At 73.1% G+C, this 22,378-nt stretch carries 14 protein-coding genes; all 14 read right to left on the bottom strand.

Going from position 1 to position 22,378, the window contains the following annotated elements; all coding sequences use genetic code 11:
* Positions 1-14: 14 nt before the first annotated feature.
* A complete protein-coding gene (locus ACQPZO_RS11190) occupies positions 15-6,155 on the bottom strand; it encodes an RHS repeat-associated core domain-containing protein (protein ID WP_433349470.1) in 6,141 nt (2,046 codons plus the stop codon).
* 412 nt (positions 6,156-6,567) lie between these two features.
* Complete coding sequence (locus ACQPZO_RS11185) at positions 6,568-7,410, bottom strand: shikimate dehydrogenase (RefSeq protein WP_433349468.1); 843 nt, start codon at positions 7,408-7,410, stop codon at positions 6,568-6,570.
* Entirely contained in the window at positions 7,410-8,612 is a 1,203-nt protein-coding gene (mltG, locus tag ACQPZO_RS11180) for an endolytic transglycosylase MltG (RefSeq protein WP_433349466.1), read from the bottom strand. The genes ACQPZO_RS11185 and mltG overlap by 1 nt, the downstream gene beginning before the upstream one ends.
* Positions 8,609-9,070, bottom strand: coding sequence for a Holliday junction resolvase RuvX (gene ruvX, locus ACQPZO_RS11175; RefSeq protein WP_433349465.1), 462 nt, complete (start codon positions 9,068-9,070; stop codon positions 8,609-8,611). The genes mltG and ruvX overlap by 4 nt, the downstream gene beginning before the upstream one ends.
* Before the next feature lie 73 nt (positions 9,071-9,143).
* Positions 9,144-11,822 carry an alanine--tRNA ligase gene (gene alaS, locus ACQPZO_RS11170; protein WP_433349463.1) on the bottom strand — a complete coding sequence of 893 codons (2,679 nt, stop codon included), beginning with the start codon at positions 11,820-11,822 and terminating at the stop codon, positions 9,144-9,146.
* Entirely contained in the window at positions 11,819-12,124 is a 306-nt protein-coding gene (locus ACQPZO_RS11165; RefSeq protein WP_433349461.1) for a hypothetical protein, read from the bottom strand. The genes alaS and ACQPZO_RS11165 overlap by 4 nt, the downstream gene beginning before the upstream one ends.
* 27 nt (positions 12,125-12,151) lie before the next feature.
* Complete coding sequence (locus tag ACQPZO_RS11160) at positions 12,152-12,613, bottom strand: DUF948 domain-containing protein (protein WP_350882434.1); 462 nt, start codon at positions 12,611-12,613, stop codon at positions 12,152-12,154.
* A 149-nt stretch (positions 12,614-12,762) separates the two neighbouring features.
* Positions 12,763-13,380 carry a hypothetical protein gene (locus tag ACQPZO_RS11155; RefSeq protein WP_433350935.1) on the bottom strand — a complete coding sequence of 206 codons (618 nt, stop codon included), beginning with the start codon at positions 13,378-13,380 and terminating at the stop codon, positions 12,763-12,765.
* 2,354 nt (positions 13,381-15,734) lie between these two features.
* Complete coding sequence (locus ACQPZO_RS11150; RefSeq protein WP_433349458.1) at positions 15,735-17,231, bottom strand: replication-associated recombination protein A; 1,497 nt, start codon at positions 17,229-17,231, stop codon at positions 15,735-15,737.
* Between the two features lie 75 nt (positions 17,232-17,306).
* Positions 17,307-17,537 carry a hypothetical protein gene (locus tag ACQPZO_RS11145; RefSeq protein ID WP_161691417.1) on the bottom strand — a complete coding sequence of 77 codons (231 nt, stop codon included), beginning with the start codon at positions 17,535-17,537 and terminating at the stop codon, positions 17,307-17,309.
* Between the two features lie 100 nt (positions 17,538-17,637).
* The gene (locus ACQPZO_RS11140; RefSeq protein WP_433349456.1) at positions 17,638-18,957 is read right to left on the bottom strand and encodes an MFS transporter; all 1,320 of its coding nucleotides are present in this window, start codon (positions 18,955-18,957) and stop codon (positions 17,638-17,640) included.
* Positions 18,954-19,547: a helix-turn-helix domain-containing protein gene (locus ACQPZO_RS11135; protein WP_433349454.1), complete on the bottom strand. Its 594-nt coding sequence runs from the start codon at positions 19,545-19,547 to the stop codon at positions 18,954-18,956. The genes ACQPZO_RS11140 and ACQPZO_RS11135 overlap by 4 nt, the downstream gene beginning before the upstream one ends.
* Before the next feature lie 85 nt (positions 19,548-19,632).
* Positions 19,633-20,448 (bottom strand): sugar nucleotide-binding protein, encoded by an 816-nt coding sequence (locus tag ACQPZO_RS11130; RefSeq protein ID WP_433349452.1) that lies wholly within the window; start codon positions 20,446-20,448, stop codon positions 19,633-19,635.
* A 68-nt stretch (positions 20,449-20,516) separates the two neighbouring features.
* A complete protein-coding gene (aspS, locus tag ACQPZO_RS11125) occupies positions 20,517-22,322 on the bottom strand; it encodes an aspartate--tRNA ligase (protein ID WP_433349450.1) in 1,806 nt (601 codons plus the stop codon).
* Positions 22,323-22,378: the final 56 nt, after the last annotated feature.

Here is a 22,378-nt window from a genome sequence, read left to right as displayed (position 1 = left end):
TTCACACCGGTCGCTCACTTGTCCCAGTAGTAGGTCTGCTGCTCTGAGGTTATATAGGCCGCCGACGTCACCGTCTGGTAGCGGTCGAAGATGGGACCGAAGTACTGCTTGAAGACCGCCTGCGCCTGATAGAGGTTGTGCTTGACGGTCATGTTCTGCCAGTACCACTTCCCGCCGTACTGGGCACACCTGGCCCAGTACGACCGCTGGTACCCGGTCCGCTTCTTCTGCGAGACGGGGTACATGCCGAAGAGGATGAAATACTGCATGGCGTTGAAGAACCAGCGGTAGGCCGGCGAGCTGTAGAACTTGTTGTAGACGGACTTCCACGATCCCCAGGTGTTCTTGCGGTCCTCGTTCAGGTAGAACCATCTCTTGTTCTTTTTGGTGGGATTGCACCTGACCAGGCAGCCCGAGACGTCCGACTGGTTGACCGGCTCCGCGCAGCCGTAGTCATAGCTGTTGCAACTGCCGCCGTAGATCGGGTCGACCTGCAGGAAACGACCGGTTGCCGGGTTGTAGAGCCGCACCCCCATCAGCACCAGGCCGCCGGGGGTGTCCGCCGCGCGCTGGTCACTGCCGAACCACCCGTAGCGTCGAGTGCCCGTGTCGGACGCGTTCCGCTGCAGGCCGAACTCCGTCTGCTCGCTCGTGTACGACAGGCCCGAGCCGCCGTCGGCCATACCGGCGACGAGGTCACCGCGCAGGTTGTTGATCGACCACGTGATGCCCGATATGTTGTGGAAGACCCCGGCGAGACCGATCAGGCCGGCGATCGAGCGGGTGAAGTTTCCGCTGCCCTCGTCGGTCCAGGCGGGAGTGTCGCCGTCGCTGCCGTAGTGGTGGCGCTTGGTGACCCCGTTCGCCGTGTCGTCCCAGGACCGGACCCGGTTGGTGATGACGTCCAGTGTGTAGGTGGCGCTGCGGGATCCCTGGGTGATGCTCCGGACCATGTCGTTGACGTGATACGTCGCCTGGACAGTGCCGCCCCCGACGACCGCCGAGTCGGCGGCCGGCTGGGTGAGCGTCCGCCCGAGGGCGTCGTAGGTGTAGCCCGGGCTGTCGAGCCGGTCCGCGGAGTCGTAGCTCCAGGCCTGCGTGGTCGCGGCGGTCGCCGCCTGGCAGGCCCCGGCGATGCCCGGCCCGAAGACGGTGTGGTCCGTTCGGTTGCTCCCCGAGTCGTATCCGTACTGACGGCTGGTGCACTGGCCACCGACCGTGTCCTGGACACCGGTCAGCCGACTCGCCGCGTCGTACGAGTAGGCCTGCGTCGACAGGGTGGAGGCCCGACTGCTTCGCCTCAGGTGGACGTCGACTCCCACGCTCTCCGTGTAGAGGACGCAGTTGCTCTGTCCGCAGCCCGGCTTGGTGTAGGTGATCGACACCGGTGCTGCGGCCTCGTCGGCGACGGTGGCCACGACGACCCCGTCCGGCCGCGTCTCACCCACGGCCGCGCCGTCGGCGTCGTACGACGTCGTGAAGGTGCCGGTCTGGGTGTCGGCCAGCGACGTCGGCAGGCCCCGCCGCTCGCTGCCGCCGTCGTAGGTGAAGGTCCGGGTGCCCTTGCCGTCGCTGATCGCCACGGGCCGACCCGCGACGTCGTAGGTGCTGGCCGAGACGTTTCCGTCGGCATCGGTGTAGGAGGTGGGTCGGCCGAGCGTGTCGTAGGCCCGAACCACTTCCGAGGTGACCACCCCGGAGCCGTTCACCGACTGGGTCCGCAGCAGGACTCCGGTGGCCTGGTCGTACACCTGGCGACGCTTCTCCAGGGCCTGACCGAGCCCGGCCGCGCTGACGGTCGTCTCCGCCTGCCGGCCGGCGGCGTCGTAGGACACCTCCGTTCGGCGGATCTCCCCCGAGGAGGTCTTCTCGGACTTCACCCGCGTCTGCAGGTAGAGGCCGTACGTCAGCACCGTGACGGGCAGTTGCGCGCCCGACTCGGGCTGCCCACCCGTCTGGATGCGACACTCCAGCCCGGCCCACTCCGCGCGGTTGCCACACTCCGGATACGTCGAGTTGGCCGCCGCGGTGTAGTGGACCGTCACCCGGGTGGCGGGCGTCGTGTCCACGCTGCCACCGGCCGGGGTGGTGTTCGCCACGATCCGACCCGCCGTGTCGTACGCGGTCCGGGTGGTGAGATCCAGCCCGTCCGGGTCGACGGTGACCTGGGTGGGCTGCCTCAGCGTCCAGTCGTAGAGCGTGACGGTGGTTCGGGGAGCGGCGTCCACGGTCTGGCCGCCGCTGACGTAGCTGACCGTGACCCTCTCGGTGGTGACCAGGTTGAACGGCACTCCCGTCGCCGGGGCACCCTCGTCGTAGCTGTAGCTGACGTGGGACCGCCCCCGCACCACCACCCCGGTCGGCAGCGTCACATCGTGCTCCGGGCCGAAGGTCTCCAACGCGTTCTGGCCGTCCGCCGAGTAGCCGGTGATCTCGGCGAGCCGGTTCGCCAGTTGCGCCTCCGCGGCGGCGTTGTCGCTGGCCGAGGCGTCGAGGGCCCGCTTGCGGTTGCCGGCGGTGAGTTCCCCGGTCACGTTGCCGTACCCGTCGTACCAGACGGTGGAGAGGTGACCGCCGGGCTGGGCGGTGTTCACCGTACGCGCGTTGGCGTCGAGGTAGGTCACCGTGGCGCGCTCGTACGAGCCGGGCAGCGTGCCGGTGGCGGGGTCACCGGTCGGCACCTGCGTGGCCGGGAAGACGGCGGTGGCGTCGGTCGGCGGTTCGAGCTGTCCCCACCGGGCGGCCTGCCCGGCGGACAGGTCGTACGGCGCGCCGCTGCCCGATACCGGGACCTGGTAGATCACGGTCTCGACCGTCGTGCCGGCGCTGAGCGCGGAACGGGTCACCTTGTGCAGCCGGCCCTTGCCCAGGTCGTTCGGCACGGTGCTGTAGGAGAACTGCCACGGCAGCTGCGACGGCGGGGTCAGCGAGACGATGATCCCATCACCGTTGTAGTAGTAGACGGTCCGCAGCTGCTGCGGGCCGGTGCTGGTGTAGTCGAGGCGGGGGTCGGAGAAGGTCCGCAGCCGGCCGCCGTTGTCGTAGGTGTAGCGGGCAAGCACGACGGTACGCATCGCCGGGGTCGCCAGGTCCGGGTCCCAGGCGGTGTAGGAGATCTCCTTCACCCGGCCGGTGTAGTCGCCCCAGGTGCCGTCGGCCAGACCGGTGGCGGTCGTGGCGGTGGCGTAGGTGAAGGTCAGCGCGCGGCAGCCCTTGACCAGCGTGGTGCAGGTGACGCCCGCCGGGACGGGGGCCAGCATCCGGGTCGGTCGCATGATCTCGTTCGACCCGATGGTGGCCTTCTCCCACGTGTACGTCGTGGTGCTGTTCGAGCCGAGAGAGGCGGCCGCGGTCGGTGTGTAGACGTTGACCGGATCGGTCGACGTGCGGGTGAAGGTGACCACGTTGCCCTCGCCGTCGACGAGGGTGAAGGTGCTCGTGGTCGCGGCGAACGTCAGCTTGAAGGACTCCGCGCCGGGCTGGGGTTCGTAGTTCACCCCGGCGCTGTCGACCTTGGTGAACCCGATTGTCGAGTCATCCGGCAGCTTGATCTGGACCAGGCTGCCGTAGGCGGTCAGCCGGGTGTAGGGCGACTCCGCGTCCTCCGCCACGAGCCCGGAGACCCAACCCGGCCCGAACAGCGGGTCGGCGCCGAGCGGCTGCCGGCTGTTGACGGTCCGGGAGATGCTCAGCCCGGGTGCCGAGACGTCCGTCTGCGCGAGCTGGTAGTTGCCCGTGATCAGGTTGACCGAGCCGGGGCCCACCTGGGAGGTGGCGGCCGAGGCGAGGTTGCGGTCGAAGCGGAACTTCACGTTGTCCGCCGGCGCCCCGAAGTTGCTCAGGTTGAAGAATGCCCGCACCTGCACCGGTCCGTCTCGCGGGATGCTCGCCCCGTCGATCGCCGCCAGGGTGGCCGCGACGTCCCAGTTCAGCTTGGGGGCCACGCCGGAGGTGAGGGTGACGGGCCAGGTGACCGCGCCGCCGCCGACGGCGTACGTGACGTGCCCGGCCGGGATGGCGACCCAGGCGTCCGAGCCGGCCCGCCGCCACTGGTAGGTGACGTCGCCGAAGGACGGCGCGGCGGTGGAGCCGAGCACGACCTTCGCCCCGCTGACGTCGCCGGCCTTCGGCGAGGTGACCGCGCCGTTGCCGACCTTGAACGGGTAGCTGCGCACGTCGGTCACGTTGTTGGCCGAGTCGCGGGTGCGCGCCCAGACGTTGTGCCAGCCCGGGGTCAGCGGGGTGATGCTCACCGTCGCGTTGGCGCCCGGGGTGGCAGTGTTGACGACCTTGTTGAGGGTCTGCAGGTCGAGGCTGTACTCGTAGGCCGCCGCGTCGGCGATGCCGTTGGCCTCGAAGGTGAAGCTGCCGGCGACGTTCGCGTCACCGCCCCACTGGTTCTCGGGGTAGGTGGTGGAGCTGACGATTGGCGGGCTGCCGATCGAGGTGTCGACGGTGAACTCGCAGAACGCCGACCAGGTGCCGTTGACCGTGCCGTCGTTGCCGCGCACCCGCCACTTGTACGAGGTGTTGTGGGTGAACGTCGCGGCCGGGACGGTGGTGCTGAACGTCGAGCCCGACGCCGCGGTGCCGGTGATCGCACTGCCCAGCTTGGTGATGCCGGTCAACGTCCACCACTCGAACTCGGCCTTGACCGTGGACCCCTCGGCGTCGGAGACGACCGACTTCAGCTGCGGGGTCGCGGTGTTCACCTTGGGCCGGGACGCGCCGGTCGCGCAGGCGGTGGCCGGCACCGTCGAGCGGGTGCCGACGGTCGGGTACGAGTTGTAGTTCACCACCGCGTACGGGACCTGACTGTTGTCGGCCGCGTTGCGGGAGCGGAACTGCTTGAAGCTGTCGAGGCTGGCCTCGTTGGTGCCCCGCACGCCCATGTAGGCGGTGGACTGGTTGGCGGTGGCGGCCCGCTGGAAGAACGTCGTGCCGCTGATGCTCACCCAGCCGTCGGCGCAGGCAGTGCCGCCCTTGGTCTGGGTGGAGGTGGCCTCCTGCTGCGCCCAGGTCGGCTGGGTGCCCCAGCGGGTCGCCGAGGAGGCGGCGCCGGTGCTCCAGATCTCCCAGGAGGTGGCGGTGCAGGTGTTCGACCAGAAGTTCCAGAAGTTCACCGTCGCCGAGGTGATCTGCTTGCCTCGCAGCGCGGAGACGCCCCAGTGCACGAAGGACCGGGCCTTGGTGTTCGGCGTGCCGGCCAGCAGGCCGAGTTGGAGGTCGTTCGCCCCGCCCCGGTCGACGTTGTCGCCCTCCTTCACGTACGTGTCGAACGTCGTGTAGAGGGGGTTGACCTGCGGGTCGATGGTCACCGGGTACTGGGTGGCCGGGTCCTTCAGCCACGCCAGGTCCGGGCTCAGCCGCATGGTCAGGCCGTTGGCCTGGCCCGACCGCGCGGTGGGCCGCTCGGACTTCGCCGACACGACCGCCCGCCGGGTCGGTTCCTCCGTGCCCGGGTTCCGCCGGGCGTCCCACATCTCCGGCGCCGGCACAGCCGCGATCGGCCGGCCCTTGGCGTCCTTGAGCAGCAGCCCGCCGGAGCTGTCCTGGCTGAACGAGGAGAGTCCCTTGCCGGTCAGCGGGAACGCCAGCGCCGGAAGCCGGTCCACCGCCTGCCGGTTCTTCACGGTCAGGAACTGCGAGAAGCCGGTCCGGGTGGCCTCGACCACCAGGTCGATGCCGGCGGCCACCTCCGGATAGGTGGCCCGGTTGCCGGCGAGCACCGGTGCGGGCAGGGCGCCGGCCCAGCCCATGCTCAGCCGGCCGTCGCCGACGCCGACCGCGGCCAGTTCCCCGCCGGCCTTGCGGGCACCGGAGATCCGCAGGTCCAGCGGGTGCGCCTGGGCCCGAACCGAGCCGTCGGCGGCGGGCTGGAGGGTGAGGTCGACCGGCACCCACCGGTTGTCGCGCCGCATCCGCACCGGGCCGGTGTGGACGGTCGCCTCCACCTGCCCGTTCGGGTGGGCGACGTACTCCGCGCTCTCGGTGGTCATGCCGGTGATCCGGACCCGCTGGCCGGTCATCCGCGCGGTGACCAGCGCGGCCATCTCGTCGGGGCGGTCCAGCACCCGGTCCGGCGCCTTTGCCGGTGCGGCCTCCGCCGGGTGGTTGGGCACGTCGGTCAGGGTGACCGCGAGGACCGCAGCCATGCCGGCGAGGGTGAAACGACCCAGTCCTGTCCTGCTGAGTCTGGCGACTTGAACGATTGACGCGAATCTTGCACGCGCAGGAGCCACTGACGGCCCTCCCCTGGGGTCGACTGGGCGTTGAGTGAGGGGAACACTACGGTGCGTTAGGAATCCAGGTCAATCAATACTTTGAGCGACTGCCGGGCCACCCACAAAAGGCCAGGTCAGCGGTCCGTGGAAGTTCCACCGACCACGAACAGCAACCGGCCTAGCTGGGCAAATAAGAGTGGATCAGTCTATTTGGAAGCAAATACGCCGATTGATTCCGGCACGTCTGCAAATTCAGCGAAAGGGGCGGGCCGCCGCCCGTGACGGCCCGCACCGTGGAGTGAAGGTGACCTCGGCGGTCGCGGCGCCCTTGGGCGAGACCGGGCTACCGGACCGGACGGATCTCGATCCCGACCTCGGCGGAGAGTGCGGCGGCCATGGCCGCCACCGGGGCGCGGGCGCCGGTGAAGTGCTCGAACTGGCCGACCGCCTGGGCGACCAGCAGATCAAGACCGGACACGACCCGACACCCGGCGGCCCCGGCCGAGGCCGCGAGGGGGGTCGGCCAGGGGGCATACAGCGCGTCGAAGTAGACCGCGCCGGGCCGCCACCGGGCGTCGGCGGCGAGGGAATCGGCGACGCCCTTCGGCACGGTGGAGACCACCACGTCGGCGTCGGTGTGGCGCAGGGCGTCGGCCCAGTCGGCCCCGGCCAGTCGCAGGCCGAGCGCGTCGGCGGCCGGGCGCAGCTCGTCAATCGCCGAGGCTCGCCGGGCCACCACAGTCACGGTGCCCGAGCCGAGGCGGGCGGCGGCGGCCAGGGCGGCCCGCGCGGTGCCGCCCGCGCCGAGCACGGTCACCCGGGCGCCGGGCCGCACGTCGGCCGCCGCCAGCAGCTCGATCATGCCGGCGGCGTCGGTGTTGTCCGCGTACCAGGAGCCGTCGGGCCGGTGGACCAGGGTGTTCGCCGCGCCCATCGCGGCGGCGACCGGCGACACCTCGGCGGCGAGGGCGAGGGTTGCCTCCTTGCACGGCATGGTCACCGACAGCCCGGCCCACTCGGGGCCGAGGCCGGCGACCATGGCCGGCAGTTCCGCCTCCGCGCACTCGATCGTCGTGTACGACCACCCGGCGAGGCCGGCGGCGGCGTAGCCGGCGTTGTGGATCACCGGGGAGAGGGAGTGGCTGATCGGCTTGCCGACCACCGCCGCCCGCCGAGGTGTCGTCATCAGATGATCCCGGCCTCCTTGGCCTTCTTCTGGTTGCGCAACTGCTCCTCGAACGTCTCGGCGAACTCGGAGTGCCCCTGCTTGTCGATCGCCACGAAGTAGAGCCACTTGCCGGGCGGCGGGTCCATCGCCCCCTCCAGGGCCTGCTTGCCCGGGTTGTTGATCGGGGTGGGGATCATCCCGCGCAGCTTCCGGTTGTACGGGTTCTTCTTGTTGTCCAGCTCGGCGTCGGTCATGTCCTTCGACCGCTTGCCCTCCTGGCCGATCGACTCGAAGTAGTAGTTGACCGTGACGTCCATCTCCAGGCAGTTGCACGGGAACTCGCCGTACACCCGGTTGTAGGCGACCCGGGCGACCTTGCCGAGGTCGTCCTTGTTGCCCGCCTCGGCCTGCGCGAGGGACGCGACGATCAACGCCTCGTACGGGCTGATGCCCCCGCGATCCTCCTTCACCCGGTCGACGAACTTCATCCCGTCGGTGACGGTGAGGAAGTTCTCCACCATCAGGGTGAGGATGCTCTCGGCGGTGGCCTTCGGCGGGATCTCGTAGGTGTCCGGGAAGAGGAAGCCCTCGATCGACTTCGTGACCGGTTTGCCGTCGGTGCGTTTGAACCACGAGTCCGGCACGCCGAGCGCCTTCGGGTCCTTCGCGGCGGCCTCGAACTCCTTGACCGGGATCTTGGTCTTCTCCGAGAGCAGCTTGTAGACGCGCTTGGCGGTCGTCCCCTCGGGGATGGTGAGCCCGTTGGTGACCTTGTTCTTGAGGTCCAGCAGCATGACGAGGGCCCGTTCGCCGCTCATCTGCTTGCGCACCTTGTACGTGCCGGGCTGGATGTTCTTGCTGCGCGAGTTCGCCTCGGCCGCCTCGATGAACGCCTTGGCGCTCTTGACCACTCCGGCGGTGTAGAGCGCGCTGGCCATGTCGGCGATCAGCGCGCCCTCCTTGATCTCGACGGTCACCTCGCCGGTGCCGGACCCGTCGTAGTCGGGGGTGACGAAGTAGCCCTGGATCCGGTCGAAGCCGTAGAAGGCCCCGCCGCCGATGACCCCGAGCAGCACGAAGGCCATGAGCAGGGCGAGGACGGTCTTGCCCCGGCCACCGCCCGACTCCCCCTTGCGCTTGCGCACGTAGCTGCGCCGGTGCTTGCCCTTGTCACCGCCCTGCTCCGAGTCGTCGAACCCGAGCTCCAAATCGTCGATCATCGCGTCCGCCTCCGCTGCGCTTCCAGCCAGCTCTGCAGGATCTCGACCGCAGCGGCCTGATCCACCACCGCGCGTTGGCGCTTTCCCCGGACGCCACGCTCGGCAAGCCTACGAGAAGCCACCACGGTCGACATCCTCTCGTCAGTAAGCGTTACCGGAACGGGGGCTATCACCTCAGCCAACCGGTCAGCGTACGCCTTCACATTCTGCGCCGCCGGGCCGTGCTTACCGGCGAGATTGACCGGAAGGCCGACGACCACCTCGACGCACTCGTGCTCCGCGATCAGCCCCACCAGCTCGGCCATGTCGCGGGGCACGGCGTCCTCGGCGCTGGTCAGGTCCCGGGCGAGTGTCACCAGCGGGGTGGCCAGCACCCCGTGCGGATCCGAGCGGGCCACCCCGACCCGGACCTGCCCGACGTCCACCCCCAGGCGGACTCCGCGCCACGATTCGGTCATCAGTCCTTCACCTTGCCCTGGCACGAGTGAGGGCGAACCGGCATGGTCCGCCCTGCCTCGACGTGCGATGCGCTCACGCGTCGGCGATCGCCTTCTCGACGGTGGCGAGCAGCTTCGGCGCCTCGGCGGCCGGCAGGCCGCCGCCCTGGGCGAGGTCGTCGCTGCCGCCACCCCGGCCGGAGAAGGCGGCCTTGACCAGGTCCTTCGCGGTGAGTCCCCGGCTCCGGGCGGCGGCGTTCACGGCCACCACCAGGGACGCCTTGCCGTTCGAACGCGCCGCCACAGCCACCACAGCCGGTCGCGCCGGGTCGATCCGGCCCCGGATCTCCTGGGCCAGGGTCCGCACGTCGTTGCCGGCCGCGCCCTCGGGCGCCTCGGTGCCGACGTACGCCACCCCGCGGACGTCCTTCGCCTGCCCGGCCAGGGCCGCCGCGCCGCCGAGCACGAGCTGGGCGCGCAGCTTCTCCAGCTCCTTCTCCGCGTCGCGGAGCTGGGTGACGGTCTGCTCCACCCGGTCGGCGACCTGGTCGCCGGGCACCCGGAACAGCTCGGCGAGCCGGGAGACCAGCAGGTGCTCACGGGCCAGGAAGCCGAAGGCGTCCATGCCCACCAGGGCCTCGATCCGCCGCACCCCGGAACCGACCGACGCCTCGGAGAGGATCTTGACCAGGCCGAGCTGCGCCGAGCGGGCCACATGGGTGCCGCCGCACAGCTCGCGGGCGTAGTCGCCGACCTCGACGACGCGGACCCGCTCGCCGTACTTCTCGCCGAACAGCGCCATCGCGCCGATCCGGCGGGCCTCCTCCTGGGTGGTGATGAAGGCGTGCACCTCCAGGTCGGCCAGGAGCACCTCGTTGACCTGCTGCTCCACGTCGTGCAGCACGCTGGGCGACACCCCCGTCGGGGTGTTGAAGTCGAACCGCAGCCGACCCGGGGCGTTCAGCGAACCGGCCTGGGTGGCCGACTCGCCGAGGAAGTTGCGCATCGTCTGGTGCACCAGGTGGGTGGCGGTGTGCGAACGGGAGATCGCCCGCCGCCGGGTCACGTCGATCTCGGCGTACCCGGTCTCGCCGGCGCGCACCTCGCCCCGGACCACCCGGGCCCGGTGCACGATCAGGCCCGGCACCGGCTGCTGGACGTCGAAGACCTCGACCTGCCCGCCGCCGACGGTGATCAGGCCCTGGTCGGGCTGCTGACCGCCGCCCTCGGCGTAGAACGGGGTGGTGTCGAGCACCAGCTCGACCGTGTCGCCCTCGACAGCCGCGCCGACCTCGCCGCCGCCGGCCAGCACCGCGCGGACCCGGGACTCCCGGTTCAGCTCGGTGTAACCGGTGAACTCCACCGGCCCGCCCGCGTCCAGCACCGACCGGTACGCCGACACGTCGGTGTGCCCGGTCTTGCGCGCCCGCGCGTCGGCCTTGGCCCGGTTGCGCTGGTCGGCCATCAGCCGGCGGAAGCCCTCGGCGTCCACCGTCAGGCCCTGCTCGGCCGCGATCTCCAGGGTCAGGTCGATCGGGAAGCCGTACGTGTCGTGCAGCTGGAACGCCTTGTCGCCCGTCAGCGCCGCCTTCCCCGCCGACCTGGTCTCGGCGATCGCCGTGTCCAGGATCGTGGTGCCGGCACGCAGCGTGGAGAGGAAGGCGTCCTCCTCGGCGTACGCGTACTGGGAGATCCGGTCGAACTCGGCCGCCAGCTCCGGGTACGACGGGGCCATGCAGTCCCGGGCCACCGGTAGCAGCTCGGGCAGCGCCCGGTCCTGGTAGCCCAGCAGCCGCACCGACCGGATCGCGCGGCGCACGATCCGGCGCAGCACGTAACCGCGCCCCTCGTTGCTCGGGGTGACCCCGTCGCCGATCAGCATCAGCGCCGTGCGGACGTGGTCGGCGATCACCCGCAGCCGCACGTCGTCGGGGTGTGACTCGCTGGCCACCTGGCCGGAGTGCGCGCCGTACCGCTTGCCGGTCAGCTCGGCGGCCCGGTCCAGGATCGGCCGGACCTCGTCGATCTCGTAGAGGTTGTCGACGCCCTGGAGGATGGAGGCCATCCGCTCCAGGCCCATGCCGGTGTCGATGTTGTTCGCCGGCAGCTCACCGACGATCCGGAAGTGCTCCTTGCTGGTGATGTCGGCGATCTCGTACTGCATGAAGACGAGGTTCCAGAACTCCATGTACCGGTCCTCGTCGACCTCCGGCCCGCCCTCACGCCCGTACTCCGGGCCCCGGTCGTAGAACATCTCGGAGCTCGGCCCGGCCGGACCGGGGATGCCCATCGACCAGAAGTTGTCCGTCCTGCCCCGGCGGACGATCCGCTCGGCCGGCACCCCCACGGAGCGCCAGATCCGGAACGCCTCGTCGTCGTCGAGGTAGACCGTCGGCCAGACGCGCTCCGGGTCCAGCCCGTAGCCGCCCTGCGCGATCGGCTTGGTGACCAGGTCCCAGGCGAGCGGAATCGCCCCGTCCTTGAAGTAGTCACCGAAGGAGAAGTTGCCGTTCATCTGGAAGAACGTGCCGTGCCGGCTGGTCTTGCCGACCTCGTCGATGTCCGGGGTGCGGATGCACTTCTGCACGCTGACCGCCCGCCGGTACGGCGGGGCCTGCTGCCCCAGGAAATAGGGGACGAACTGCACCATGCCGGCGTTGACGAACAGCAGGTTCGGGTCGCTGATGGCGGGCAGCGGAGCGGACGGCACCACGGCATGGCCGTTCGCCTCGAAGTACCCGAGGTACCGCCGCTTGATCTCCGCCGTCCTCATCGCTGGCGATCCTCCGGAAAGATCTCTCGGTCACCGATGCTCGGGTCCTCCCGGAGCTCGGCGAACTGGTCGTCGAACGCCTCACCCCGGGCGAAGGCCTCGTGGATCTCCTGCTCCCGCTCGGCCATCCCGATCCGGACGTCCTCCACGAAGCCACGCAGCGACTCCACCAGCCCGCCAGCGGATTGTGACAGGCCTCCGGCGATGCCGGCCGGCGTGTACGCCTGCGCGGTACGGGTCGCCTTACGGACCACCACCACGCCGACAGCCAACCCGATGCCCAGCCAGAACAGGCGCCTCATGATTTCATCCCTCCGTCGCCGGCCGGCTCAGCCGTTGCCGCGCTTGGCCGCGCGACGCTGCTGCTTGATGGTGTCGCGTACGTCACGCTCGGTCTCGGCGTTGCGCCGGGCGGAAGCGGCCCGCCGCACGCCGTAGCCGAACGCGGCCACCTTCACCAGCGGGTTCGCCGCGGCGGCGGAGACCACGGTGGCCAGGTTCGCCACGTTCGCCGTCACGTTCTGGGCGTGGGTGGTCATGGTGTCCACCTTGGCCAGTTGAAGGTTCACCCCGTCCAGCGAGGTCTGCACCTGCTCCAGCGCGGTGTTCACGTTCTTCACCGTGGTGTTGACGTCCCCGAGCAGCGGCGCGGTGCGGTCATTGACATCGTTGATCATCCGGGTCGTGGCATCCACGGTGTGCCGCAGGCGCAGGATCGGCACCGCCAGCACGAGCACCAGCATCAGGAACGCCCCGGCCGCGATCAGCGCAGCGATCTGTCCACCATCCACGCATGTCCTCCTCAAGCAGAGTTCCGGGACCCGACGTCCCGGAACGCGCGACCGTCATACCCACACCGGCGCTCGACGACCCTCGCCGGGTCAGCGGGAGCAGGCGGGCCTGCCAGCTCCAGACCCTACCGTCAGTTATGAAACCCGGCTCACGACGGTGAGGGTGTCGGCTCGCCGAGTGGATCCTCGCTCAGGGTCGGGAAGGGATCCTCGCCGGTGAGTGACGGGTCGGTGCTCGGCTGCGGCCGGGTCCGCTCGTCGTCGATCGCGTTGCGGACCTTCACCGACACCAACGAGCCGGTGCACTCCCGCGCTGCGGGCGAGGCCTGCGGCGTCGGCGCGGGCTCGCCGTCGACCGGCGGCGGGACGCAGGTCGGCTCACGCACCCACAGGTCGAGGGTCAGCTCGTCGCGGCGCCAGCACGTGTACACGCCCTTCGCCTGCTGCTCCGGGCAGCGGCTCACCTTCCACGCCCGCCAGCCGTCCCCGGTCAGGGCGCGCTCGTACGCCTTCGTGGTCTCCTTCACCGGCCGCTCGGACTCGACGGTGCGCTCGCGCAGCCGGCACTCCTCCAGGCACCAGCGGCTGCCGCTGACGTTGTCGACGCTCTCCGTGGCCGCCCAGCCGGGTACGTCCAGCTCGTCCAAGGTGTCGAAGACCGGGTCGTGGCTCAGCGCCCGGAGGCCGAAATAGAGCGGGATCGCGCCGAGCAGCACCAGGCTGACCAGGGCGAGCACGCCCATCCGGAGCCGGCGGCGCTCCCGCATCCGCCGGCGCAGCTCCGAGCGGGCACCGCGCAGGCCGCCGGGGCCGGCGGGGTCGTCAGCGCTGTCGGGGCTGCCAGGGCCGGCGGGGTCGTCAGCGCCGTCGGGGCCGTCGGGCCGCAGCGTCACCCCGCCCGCGGTCCGCCCGGCGGGCTCCGGCCCGGGTCCGTCGGCGGGAGGCACCATCACGGTGGCCCGGGCGACTGCGGGTGGCTGCTCGGAACGGGCCGGGGACGGGCCGGCGGCGCGCTCGCCGCGACCGGGCTCGTGCTGTGGCGGGGCGGCCCGGCCGGTCGCCCGGTCCTCCGGCCCGCCGTCGGGGGCCGCCACCCGGGCCACGGGGGGACGGACGGCGGGGTTGGCGGGTGCGCCGGGCGGGGTCGCCCGGCCTGCGAGGACGCCTGGGCGGACCCCGGCCTCCGGCGGAGTTCCAGGGGCGGACTCGGCACCCGGACGCGGACCGGCAGCGCCGGGCCGGGCACCGGGGGCCGTACCCGGGGCGGGGGCGGCACCGGGTCCGGGGGCGGCACCCGGGCGCGGGACGAGCCCGGTCGGGCCGGCCGACGACCGGCGGTCCTCGGGGACGGCCGCCCGGCCCGGGTGCGGTGCGTCGGCGGGCGCGCCGGGGCGGGCGGTGCCCCACGCCGGACCCGACGGTCGGAGCTGGCCGGTCCCGGGGTCGCGGGGCCCACCGATCTCGCCGGTGCCCGGCTCGCCCGGGATCCGCTCCCGGGGCGGCCGGGCCTCACCGGCGACGCGTTCGTGCGGCGGCCGGATCTCGCCCGTACCCGGCTCCCGGGGCGGCCCGACCTCGCCGGGGCGGGGAGCCGCCGGCGGGCGGGGCGGGGCGGCGGCCCGGGCGGTGGCGGGCGGGCCGGAGTCCCCCGGCCCAGCGGCAGGTTCGGCACCCGACCGGCTCCGGCCGACGGACGCCCGCCCAACGTCGCCGACGACCCGGCGGGCGCCGGTCGGTTCCCCGACCGGGGGCACGACGGCCGGCGGCGCAGGCGGCACGGCCGCACGGTTGACCATCGGCATGGCGGGGTCGGTGTGGCTGCCGCGGCCGGCCTGGCGGGGCCACTCCGCCGGGCGCTGCGGACGGTCGTCCCTGCCCGACGTCGCCGCGCCCCGCTCGTCGGGGCCCTCGTCCGCCGGGCCGGCGGGGGTGCCCCGGCGGCGAGCGGCGGACTCGTCCGGGCCCGGCTCGGGCCGGCCTCGCCGCAGCCCGCCCTCGCCCTGGGCCGCGGTCGGTGGCGGACCGGCCGGCAGCCCGGGCACCGGGGGGGCGTTGCCGCTGAGCGGAACGACCGGCGGCGGCTCCTCGGTGGCACGCCGGCGACCGGTCGGGCGGGCGACGGGCGGGACCGGCCCGGCGACACCACGGCCGGTCGGCTCGTCCGGCCCGGCCACGACGGGACCGCCGGGGACCCGGCCGGGGTGCTCCCCCGGCTCGCGCCGGGGCGAGTCGGCCGGGGCCGGGTGGGACGCGCCGACGACGGGAGGCTGCGCCGGCGTGGCGCGGCGGGGTGGCGGGGTCGACTCCGGGGCCGGGCGGCGCGCGGCGGCGGTGGCCCGGCCGGCGGGCGGCGGCCCACCCGGGCCGACCGGCCAGCCGCCGGTCGGGGGCTGGCCTCCGCCTACGGCCGGAGCTGCCGGCGGGCCCGGTGGGCGGGGGGGGTGTCCGGGGACGCTGGCCCCCGGCGTGGCTCCCTGCGGCCGGGGTTGGTCCCCCGGCGAGCCGCCGGGACCGGCCGGACGGGGCTGGTCGCGGGCCGGCTCCGGGCCGACCTGCCCAGGCCGTGGCGCGGCGTCTGCCGGGTACGGCGGCCGGGCCGGCTGCGCCACGGGGTACGGCGGGTGGGCCGGCGCAGTCGGTGGTGCGGCCGGAGCGGACAGTGGTGCGGGCGGCGGGGTCGGGCCCTGAGCCGGGCGGACCGGCGGGGCCGCCGGTGACGGGGGCGTGCCGTGCGGCAGGCGGGGCGGGGCAGCCGGGGCGGGGCGGGGGCCCGGCTCCGGCGAACCGGGCCACGGCCCGTCGACCGGGCGGGGCCGGGCGGGGCCGGGTTCACCGCCGCGCACCGGGGGCGCGGCCGGGGGGCCGGCCGGGCCGCCGCGCCGGGCCGCCGGGTCGGGGCGGCGGCCCGACGGCGGAACCTCGCCGGGTGGGAGGCCGTCGGGGCCCAGCTCGCCGCGCTGCTGCTTGGCGGACCGCAGGTCGTCGATCCAGCCGAACTCCTCGCCGCTCACCGGCTCCTCGGGCTCGCTGTCGGGTCGGCCCCGACCCCACCGACGCCCCTTGGCGCGCTGTTCGCGCCGCTCGTCGGGGTCGTCCTCCGGTCGCTCCGAACCACGGGATCTCACTGCTGACCCTCCCCGACGGCGTCTGCGCCGTCCTCGTCCGCCACGGTGGCGTGCCCGTTGCCCGACAGGTGGCGGCCGTTCCCGGCGGGCCCCGGCGCGTCCGGACGCGCCGGGGCGGGCAGCCCTCGGACGATCCGGCGCAGCAACGGCAGCCGGTTGGCCACCGACCGCTCGGCACCGTGCCCGCTGGGCCGGTAGTAGTCGGCCCCGACGAGGTCGTCCGGAGCGTACTGCTGGGTGACCACCCCTCGTGGGTCGTCGTGCGGGTAGCGGTAGCCCACGCCGTGACCGAGCCCGCGGGCCCCGGAGTAGTGGGCGTCGCGCAGGTTGCGGGGCACCGGCCCGCCCCGCCCGGCGCGGACGTCGGCCATCGCGGCCCCGATCGCGCTGGTCGCCGAGTTGGACTTCGGCGCGGTCGCCAGGTGGATCACCGCCTGGGCAAGGTTGAGCTGGGCCTCCGGCAGGCCGACGAACTCGACCGCGTGGGCGGCGGCGGTGGCCACGCCCAACGCGGTCGGGTCGGCCATCCCGACGTCCTCGCTGGCGAAGATGACCAGGCGCCGGACGATGAACCGGGCGTCCTCACCGGCCACCAGCATCCGGGCCAGCCAGTGCAGCGCGGCGTCCACGTCGGAGCCGCGCATGCTCTTGATCAGGGCGCTGGTGACGTCGTAGTGGGCGTCGCCGGCCCGGTCGTAGCGCACTGCGGCGACGTCCACCGCCTGCTCGGCGGTGGCCAGCTCGATCCGCTCGACGCCCAGCGCGGTGGCCGAGGCGGCAGCCGCCTCCAGCGCGGTCAGCGCCTTGCGCACGTCGCCGCCGGCGAGGCGGACGAGGTGGTCCTCGGCATCGGTCTCGAGGGTGAGCGCGCCGGCGAGGCCGCGGGGGTCGGTGACCGCGCGGCGCAGCAGGCCGCGCACGGCGGCGTCGTCCAGCGGCTGGAGGGTGAGCAGCACGCACCGGGACAGCAGCGGCGAGATGACAGAGAAGTACGGATTCTCGGTGGTCGCCGCGAGCAGGGTGACCGTGCGGTCCTCGACGGCGGCGAGCAGCGAGTCCTGCTGGGTCTTGCTGAACCGGTGCACCTCGTCGATGAACAGCACGGTCGGCGGGCCGCCCGAGCGGCGCTGCCGGCGGGCGGTTTCGATCACCGCGCGGACGTCCTTCACCCCGGCGGAGAGCGCCGACATCGCCACGAAGCGGCGGTCGGTGGCCCGGGCCACCAGGTGGGCGATGGTGGTCTTGCCGCTGCCCGGCGGGCCCCAGAGGATCACCGACATCGGGGTGACGCCGCCGACGAGCTGGCGTAGCGGGGCGCCGGGGGCGAGGAGGTGGTCCTGCCCGACAAGCTCGTCGATGCCGGCCGGGCGCATCCGGACGGGCAGGGGCGAGTCGGCCGACACCGGAGTGAAGCCGTCGACGCCGACGGACCCCGTGGGGGCGCCGGGCGCCCCGGCGGGCGCAGCGAGGGAGAAGAGGGCGTCGGACTCCATCGGGAAGACACTACCGGGCCGGGTCCGCGCCGCCGGAACTGCGGCGCGGACCCGGCCCGGAGTGATCGATTCCGGTCAGCCTCGACCCGGGCGCCGGCCCCGGTACCAGCGGCCACGGCCACCGCCGCCACCGCCACCGCCACCGCGCGGGCCGCTGCCGACGCCGGCCAGGTAGAGGGAGAGCAGCAGCAGACCGAGCATCAGCAGGGTGTGTACGTTGAAAAGGTCCGGTGCGCCGAAGTTGGTGTCGAGCAGGTCGATCAACAGGGCGAAGCCGAAGACGATGGCCGCGAGAATGGCGAGCATGTCGGTCCTCCGGTGGGGGTTCGCAGTAGGTCGCCGGGTGATGTACCCAACCGGTCCGATCGCCAATCTCCACCGTGGATGGGCCGTCCGCACAGGTCGGTCACCGCCCGGGGTCGGCGCCCCCGGCGGACGCGGCGACCGTCCTGGCGGGATCGGGCGCGGAACCGGGCGCGGAGGGCGGGGTCGCGTGACGGGCGGCCCGCCAGGCCGGCAGGTAGAGCGGCGCGGCCAGGGCGAGCACCACCGCGCCGACCAGCATCGCCGTGCTGACGCTGGTGCGGTCGGCCAGCACGGTCAGCGCCACCGCGCCCAGGGCGCCGGCGGGCTGGCCCATCATCGAGTTCAGCGAGAGCACGCTGGTCCGGTACGGGCCGTCGACCTGCCGGTGCAGCAGCCCCAGGTGCAGCGGGTTCGACGCGCCGTGCACGGTGTAGCAGGCCAGGTACGCGACCAGCACCCCGACCGGGCCGGCGAGCAGCCCCATCCCGACCACGGTCGCGCCCTGGAGAACCCGCAGCAGCGCGGCGCCGGGCGCCGCCCCCGGCCAGCGCAGCAGCAGCGGGGTCAGCGCGGCCCCGGCGGCCGAGGCGAGCCAGGCGGCGGAGCTGGCGGGGCCGAGCAGGGCGGCGGCCCGCTCGGGGTCGCCGACCACCTCGGCGAGGCGGACCGGCAGCAACGACTCGAAGGTGACCATGCCGAAGCCCCAGAACAGCTCCACCGCCACCAGGGCGAGCAGCACCCGGGAGCGGCGCAGCAGGCCGAACGCCTGGCCGACCATCCGGGGTGCCTCGGCGACCGACGCGCGCAGCGCCCCGGATCCCCGGCCGGGGCGGACCTCAACCAGCAGCACCAGCAGCGCGGCCAGTGCCACCGCCTGCATCACGAAGGCGACCAGCACCGGCACGGTCAGCGCGCTCACCGGGCCGACCGGGCCGAGCGCGATCAGGCCGCCGCTGAGCAGCGCGCCGCCGGCGATGGCGACACCGGCGACCGTGCCGGCGTGGCCGAGGCCGCGCTCGTACTCGGCGTCGGGGTCGGCCGCGAGAGTGGCGTCGACGTACCAGGACTCCAGGGGGCCGCTGTCGAGCGCCCGGTAGGCCCCCTGGACCGCGAAGACCAGGAAGAACAGGGCTACGGAGTCGGCCACCGCGAACAGCGCCAGGGAGACCAGGTTGAGCACCCCGGCGGCGACCAGCACCGGCTTTCGGCCCAGCGCGTCGGCGACCCCGCCGGTGGGCAGCTCCAGCGCCAGCACCACCAGGCCCTGCGCGGTGACGGCCAGGCCGATCTGGGACAGCGTCAGGCCGCGCTCCTGCATCAGCAGGATCATGACCGGGATCAGCAGGCCGGTGGGCAGCCAGCGCAGGCCGTAGAGGGCGAGGTAGCGGAACCGGACCTGGCGCACGGTGAGGGTGCTCACCGGGTCTCTCCGATCATCGGGTACCCGGCCAGGAAGACGTGCACCGGCTGGGCGTCCGGCTCGTCGGGGACGGACTCCTCGCGGTAGCGCATGAGGACCTGCCACATCTCCGCTTCGAGCGCTTGGAGCCGGGCCGGTCCCAGGTGGAGCAGGGCGTCGCTCATGCCGGCGGCGTCCCGCCACGCGGGAGACCAGTCCGGGCGGGCGGCGAACCACCGTTCGGCCCGCTCGGCGAGCAGTCGCACCTGGTCACCCTGGATCCACTCGATCGCGGCCCGGGCGTCCGGGTCGTCGTCGTAGTCCGTCGGCTCCCAGTCGGTCACGTCGTGCGCGGCGCGCCACCAGCGCTGCCGGCCGATGGCCCGGTCCGGGTCCTCCACGACCAGCCCCACCTCGGCGAGCTGCCGCAGGTGGTAGCTGGTGGCGCCGGTGTTGGTGTCGAGCTTCCCGGCGAGGGCCGTGGCGGTCGCCGGGCCGGCGACCCGCAGCGCGCCGAGCAGCCGCAGCCGCAGCGGATGCGCGAGCACCCGCACCTGTCGGTGGTCCAGCCGGACGACGCTGGGCGTTCCTGGCGAGGTTTCGCTGTCCATGCCTGCACCATAGCCATGCACACTTTGTGTGCACAATACTTGTGCATAGAAAGTGTGCAGCATCTGACGGTGGCGGCGGGGACGGTCAGGGGGCGAGGAGTTCGGTGATCCCGCGCAGGCGGGTGTGGAGCAGGGCGGCGGCGCGGGAGCTGTCGAGGCGTACCTCGATGGGGCGGACCAGGCCGGACGCGGCGCTGGTGGCCGTCTTCAGGCCGGCCGGGTCGACGCCGTAGCGGCGGGCCACCAGCAGCCCCAGCTCGGCGCGGCTGACCGCCTCCGGGCCGGCCACGTTGAGCAGGCCGGCGTGGTCGCCCTCGACCAGCTCCAGCACGGCGGCGGCCAGGTCGGACACGTCGACCGGGCAGCGGGCCTCGTCGGTGAACAGGCTCGCCCGGCCGGCCAGGGCGTCCAGGCAGAGCCGGACCTGCTTGCTCCGCTCGTCGCCCACGATCAACGAGGTACGCACCAGCACCGCCCCCGGGTCGACGGCCCGCACCGCGGTCTCCGCCGCCGCCTTCGCCGCCCCGTACGCGAAGACCGGGGTGGGCACCTCGTCGTCGGCGTACGGCTCGGGCCGGCCGGCGTGCAGCGCGTCGCTGGACAGGTGCACCAGCCGGGCCCCCGCCTCGGCGGCGGCGTACGCGACGTGGGCCGCGCCGTCGGCGGTGACCGTCCAGTCGTCGTACCGGTAGGGGGTGCTCACCACGGCGGCGGGCCGGACCGCCGCGACCAGCGCGCGCACGGCGGCCCGGTCGGTCACGTCGAGCCGGCGCGCCTCGACCCCGGGCACCTCGACGGGGTTCGCGTGGTACGTGCCGACCACCCGCCGCCCCGCTGCCACGGCCTGCCGGCACACCTCGGCGCCGAGGTACCCGCTGGCACCCACCACGAGCAGCGTCACGCGCTCCCCCTCCACGGCGGCGGGGCGTCACCTCGGTGACGCCCCGCCGAACCCTGCGAAAAGACCGGTCAGACCGGGTCGGCCACCGGGGCGGCCGGGCCGGCGGTGCCGGTGTGCGCGGCGGCGGCCGGCTTCGGCTTGCCGTCGATGCCCGCCTCGGCGCGCTGCTGCCCGGTGATCGGGGTCGGCGCGCCGGTCAGCGGGTCGAACCCGCCCCGGGTCTTCGGGAACGCGATGACCTCGCGGATCGAGTCCGCGCCGGCCAGCAGCATGCAGACCCGGTCCCAGCCGAACGCGATGCCGCCGTGCGGCGGGGCGCCGTACTTGAACGCCTCCAGCAGGAAGCCGAACTTGTCCTGCGCCTCCTCGGGGGTGATGCCGAGCAGGTCGAAGACCCGCTTCTGCACGTCCCCCCGGTGGATACGGATGGAGCCGCCACCGATCTCGTTGCCGTTGCAGACGATGTCGTACGCGTAGGCCAGGGCCCGGTCCGGGGCCTCCTCGAACCGGTCGACCCACTCGGTGTTCGGGGAGGTGAACGGGTGGTGCACGGCCGTCCAGCCGCCCTCGTCCGTCCGTTCGAACATCGGGGCGTCGACGACCCAGCAGAACGCCCAGGCGGACTCGTCGATCAGCTTGGCCCGCTTGGCGATCTCGATCCGGGCCGCGCCGAGCAGCTCCTGCGCCTCCCGGGTGGCCGTGCTGGCGGCGAAGAAGACCGCGTCGCCCGGCTTCGCGCCGACCGCGTCGGCCAGCCCGGCCAGGTGCTCGGCGGAGAGGTTCTTCGCCACCGGGCCGCGCGCCTCGCCAGTCTCGGCGTCGAGCACCACGTACGCCAGGCCCCTGGCCCCGCGCGCCTTGGCCCAGTCCTGCCAGCCGTCCAGCTCCTTGCGGCTCTGGCCCGCCCCGCCCGGCATGACGACCGCGCCGACGTACCCGCCCGCGTCGATCGCGCCGGCGAAGACCCGGAACGCGGTGCCGCGCAGGTAGTCGGTCAGCTCGGTCAGCTCGACGCCGTAACGCAGGTCGGGCTTGTCGGAGCCGTACCGGGCCATGGCGTCGTGCCAGGTGATCCGCGGGATCGGCCGGGAGATCTCGTGGCCGGCGAGGTCCTTCCACAGCGTCGAGACGATCGCCTCGCCGAGGTCGATCACGTCGTCCTCGGTGACGAAGGACATCTCGATGTCGAGCTGGGTGAACTCCGGCTGCCGGTCGGCGCGGAAGTCCTCGTCCCGGTAGCAGCGGGCGATCTGGTAGTACCGCTCCATGCCGCCGACCATCAGCAGCTGCTTGAACAGCTGCGGGGACTGCGGCAGGGCGTACCAGCTGCCGGGCTGGAGGCGGACCGGGACCAGGAAGTCGCGGGCACCCTCCGGGGTGGACCGGGTCAGCGTCGGGGTCTCGATCTCCAGGAAGTCCCGCTCGTGCAGCACGCCCCGGGCGAGCTGGTTGGCCCGCGAGCGCAGCCGCATCGCCTTCGCCGGGCCGCCCCGGCGCAGGTCGAGGTAGCGGTACTTGAGCCGGATGTCGTCGCCGGCCTCCACCTGGTCGTCGACCGGCAGCGGCAGCGGCGCGGCCTCGGAGAGCACCTCCAGCTCGCTGGCGGTCACCTCGATCTCGCCGGTGGGCAGCTCCGGGTTCTCGTTGCCCTCGGGGCGGCGGGTCACCTCGCCGATCACCTTCACGCAGAACTCGTTGCGCAGCGCGTGGGCGTCCTCCTCGCGGAAGACCACCTGGACGATGCCGGAGCCGTCGCGCAGGTCGACGAAGATGACACCGCCGTGGTCGCGCCGGCGGGCCACCCACCCGGCGAGCGTCACCGTGGTGCCGGCGTCCGTCGCGCGCAGGCTGCCGGCGTCATGGGTACGGATCACGGCTTGCGTCTCCCTCATCTGCGGTCGGTCTGCCCCCGCATTCTGTCAGGGCGCCC

The sequence above is a fragment of the Micromonospora sp. CA-111912 genome, assembly GCF_050948415.1.
In the GTDB taxonomy this organism is placed as follows: domain Bacteria; phylum Actinomycetota; class Actinomycetes; order Mycobacteriales; family Micromonosporaceae; genus Micromonospora.
The sequence above is the reverse complement of the archived record's forward strand: the minus strand, read 5'-3'. Positions and strand labels throughout refer to the sequence as shown.

Bases quoted from the DNA above. Each gene is read 5' to 3' on its own strand.
- ACQPZO_RS11190 (WP_433349470.1), bottom strand. From the start codon at position 6,155: ATGGCTGCGGTCCTCGCGGTCACCCTGACCGACGTGCCCAACCACCCG.
- ACQPZO_RS11185 (WP_433349468.1), bottom strand. From the start codon at position 7,410: ATGACGACACCTCGGCGGGCGGCGGTGGTCGGCAAGCCGATCAGCCAC.
- mltG (WP_433349466.1), bottom strand. From the start codon at position 8,612: ATGATCGACGATTTGGAGCTCGGGTTCGACGACTCGGAGCAGGGCGGT.
- ruvX (WP_433349465.1), bottom strand. From the start codon at position 9,070: ATGACCGAATCGTGGCGCGGAGTCCGCCTGGGGGTGGACGTCGGGCAG.
- alaS (WP_433349463.1), bottom strand. From the start codon at position 11,822: ATGAGGACGGCGGAGATCAAGCGGCGGTACCTCGGGTACTTCGAGGCG.
- ACQPZO_RS11165 (WP_433349461.1), bottom strand. From the start codon at position 12,124: ATGAGGCGCCTGTTCTGGCTGGGCATCGGGTTGGCTGTCGGCGTGGTG.
- ACQPZO_RS11155 (WP_433350935.1), bottom strand. From the start codon at position 13,380: ATGCGGGAGCGCCGCCGGCTCCGGATGGGCGTGCTCGCCCTGGTCAGC.
- ACQPZO_RS11150 (WP_433349458.1), bottom strand. From the start codon at position 17,231: ATGGAGTCCGACGCCCTCTTCTCCCTCGCTGCGCCCGCCGGGGCGCCC.
- ACQPZO_RS11145 (WP_161691417.1), bottom strand. From the start codon at position 17,537: ATGCTCGCCATTCTCGCGGCCATCGTCTTCGGCTTCGCCCTGTTGATC.
- ACQPZO_RS11135 (WP_433349454.1), bottom strand. From the start codon at position 19,547: ATGGACAGCGAAACCTCGCCAGGAACGCCCAGCGTCGTCCGGCTGGAC.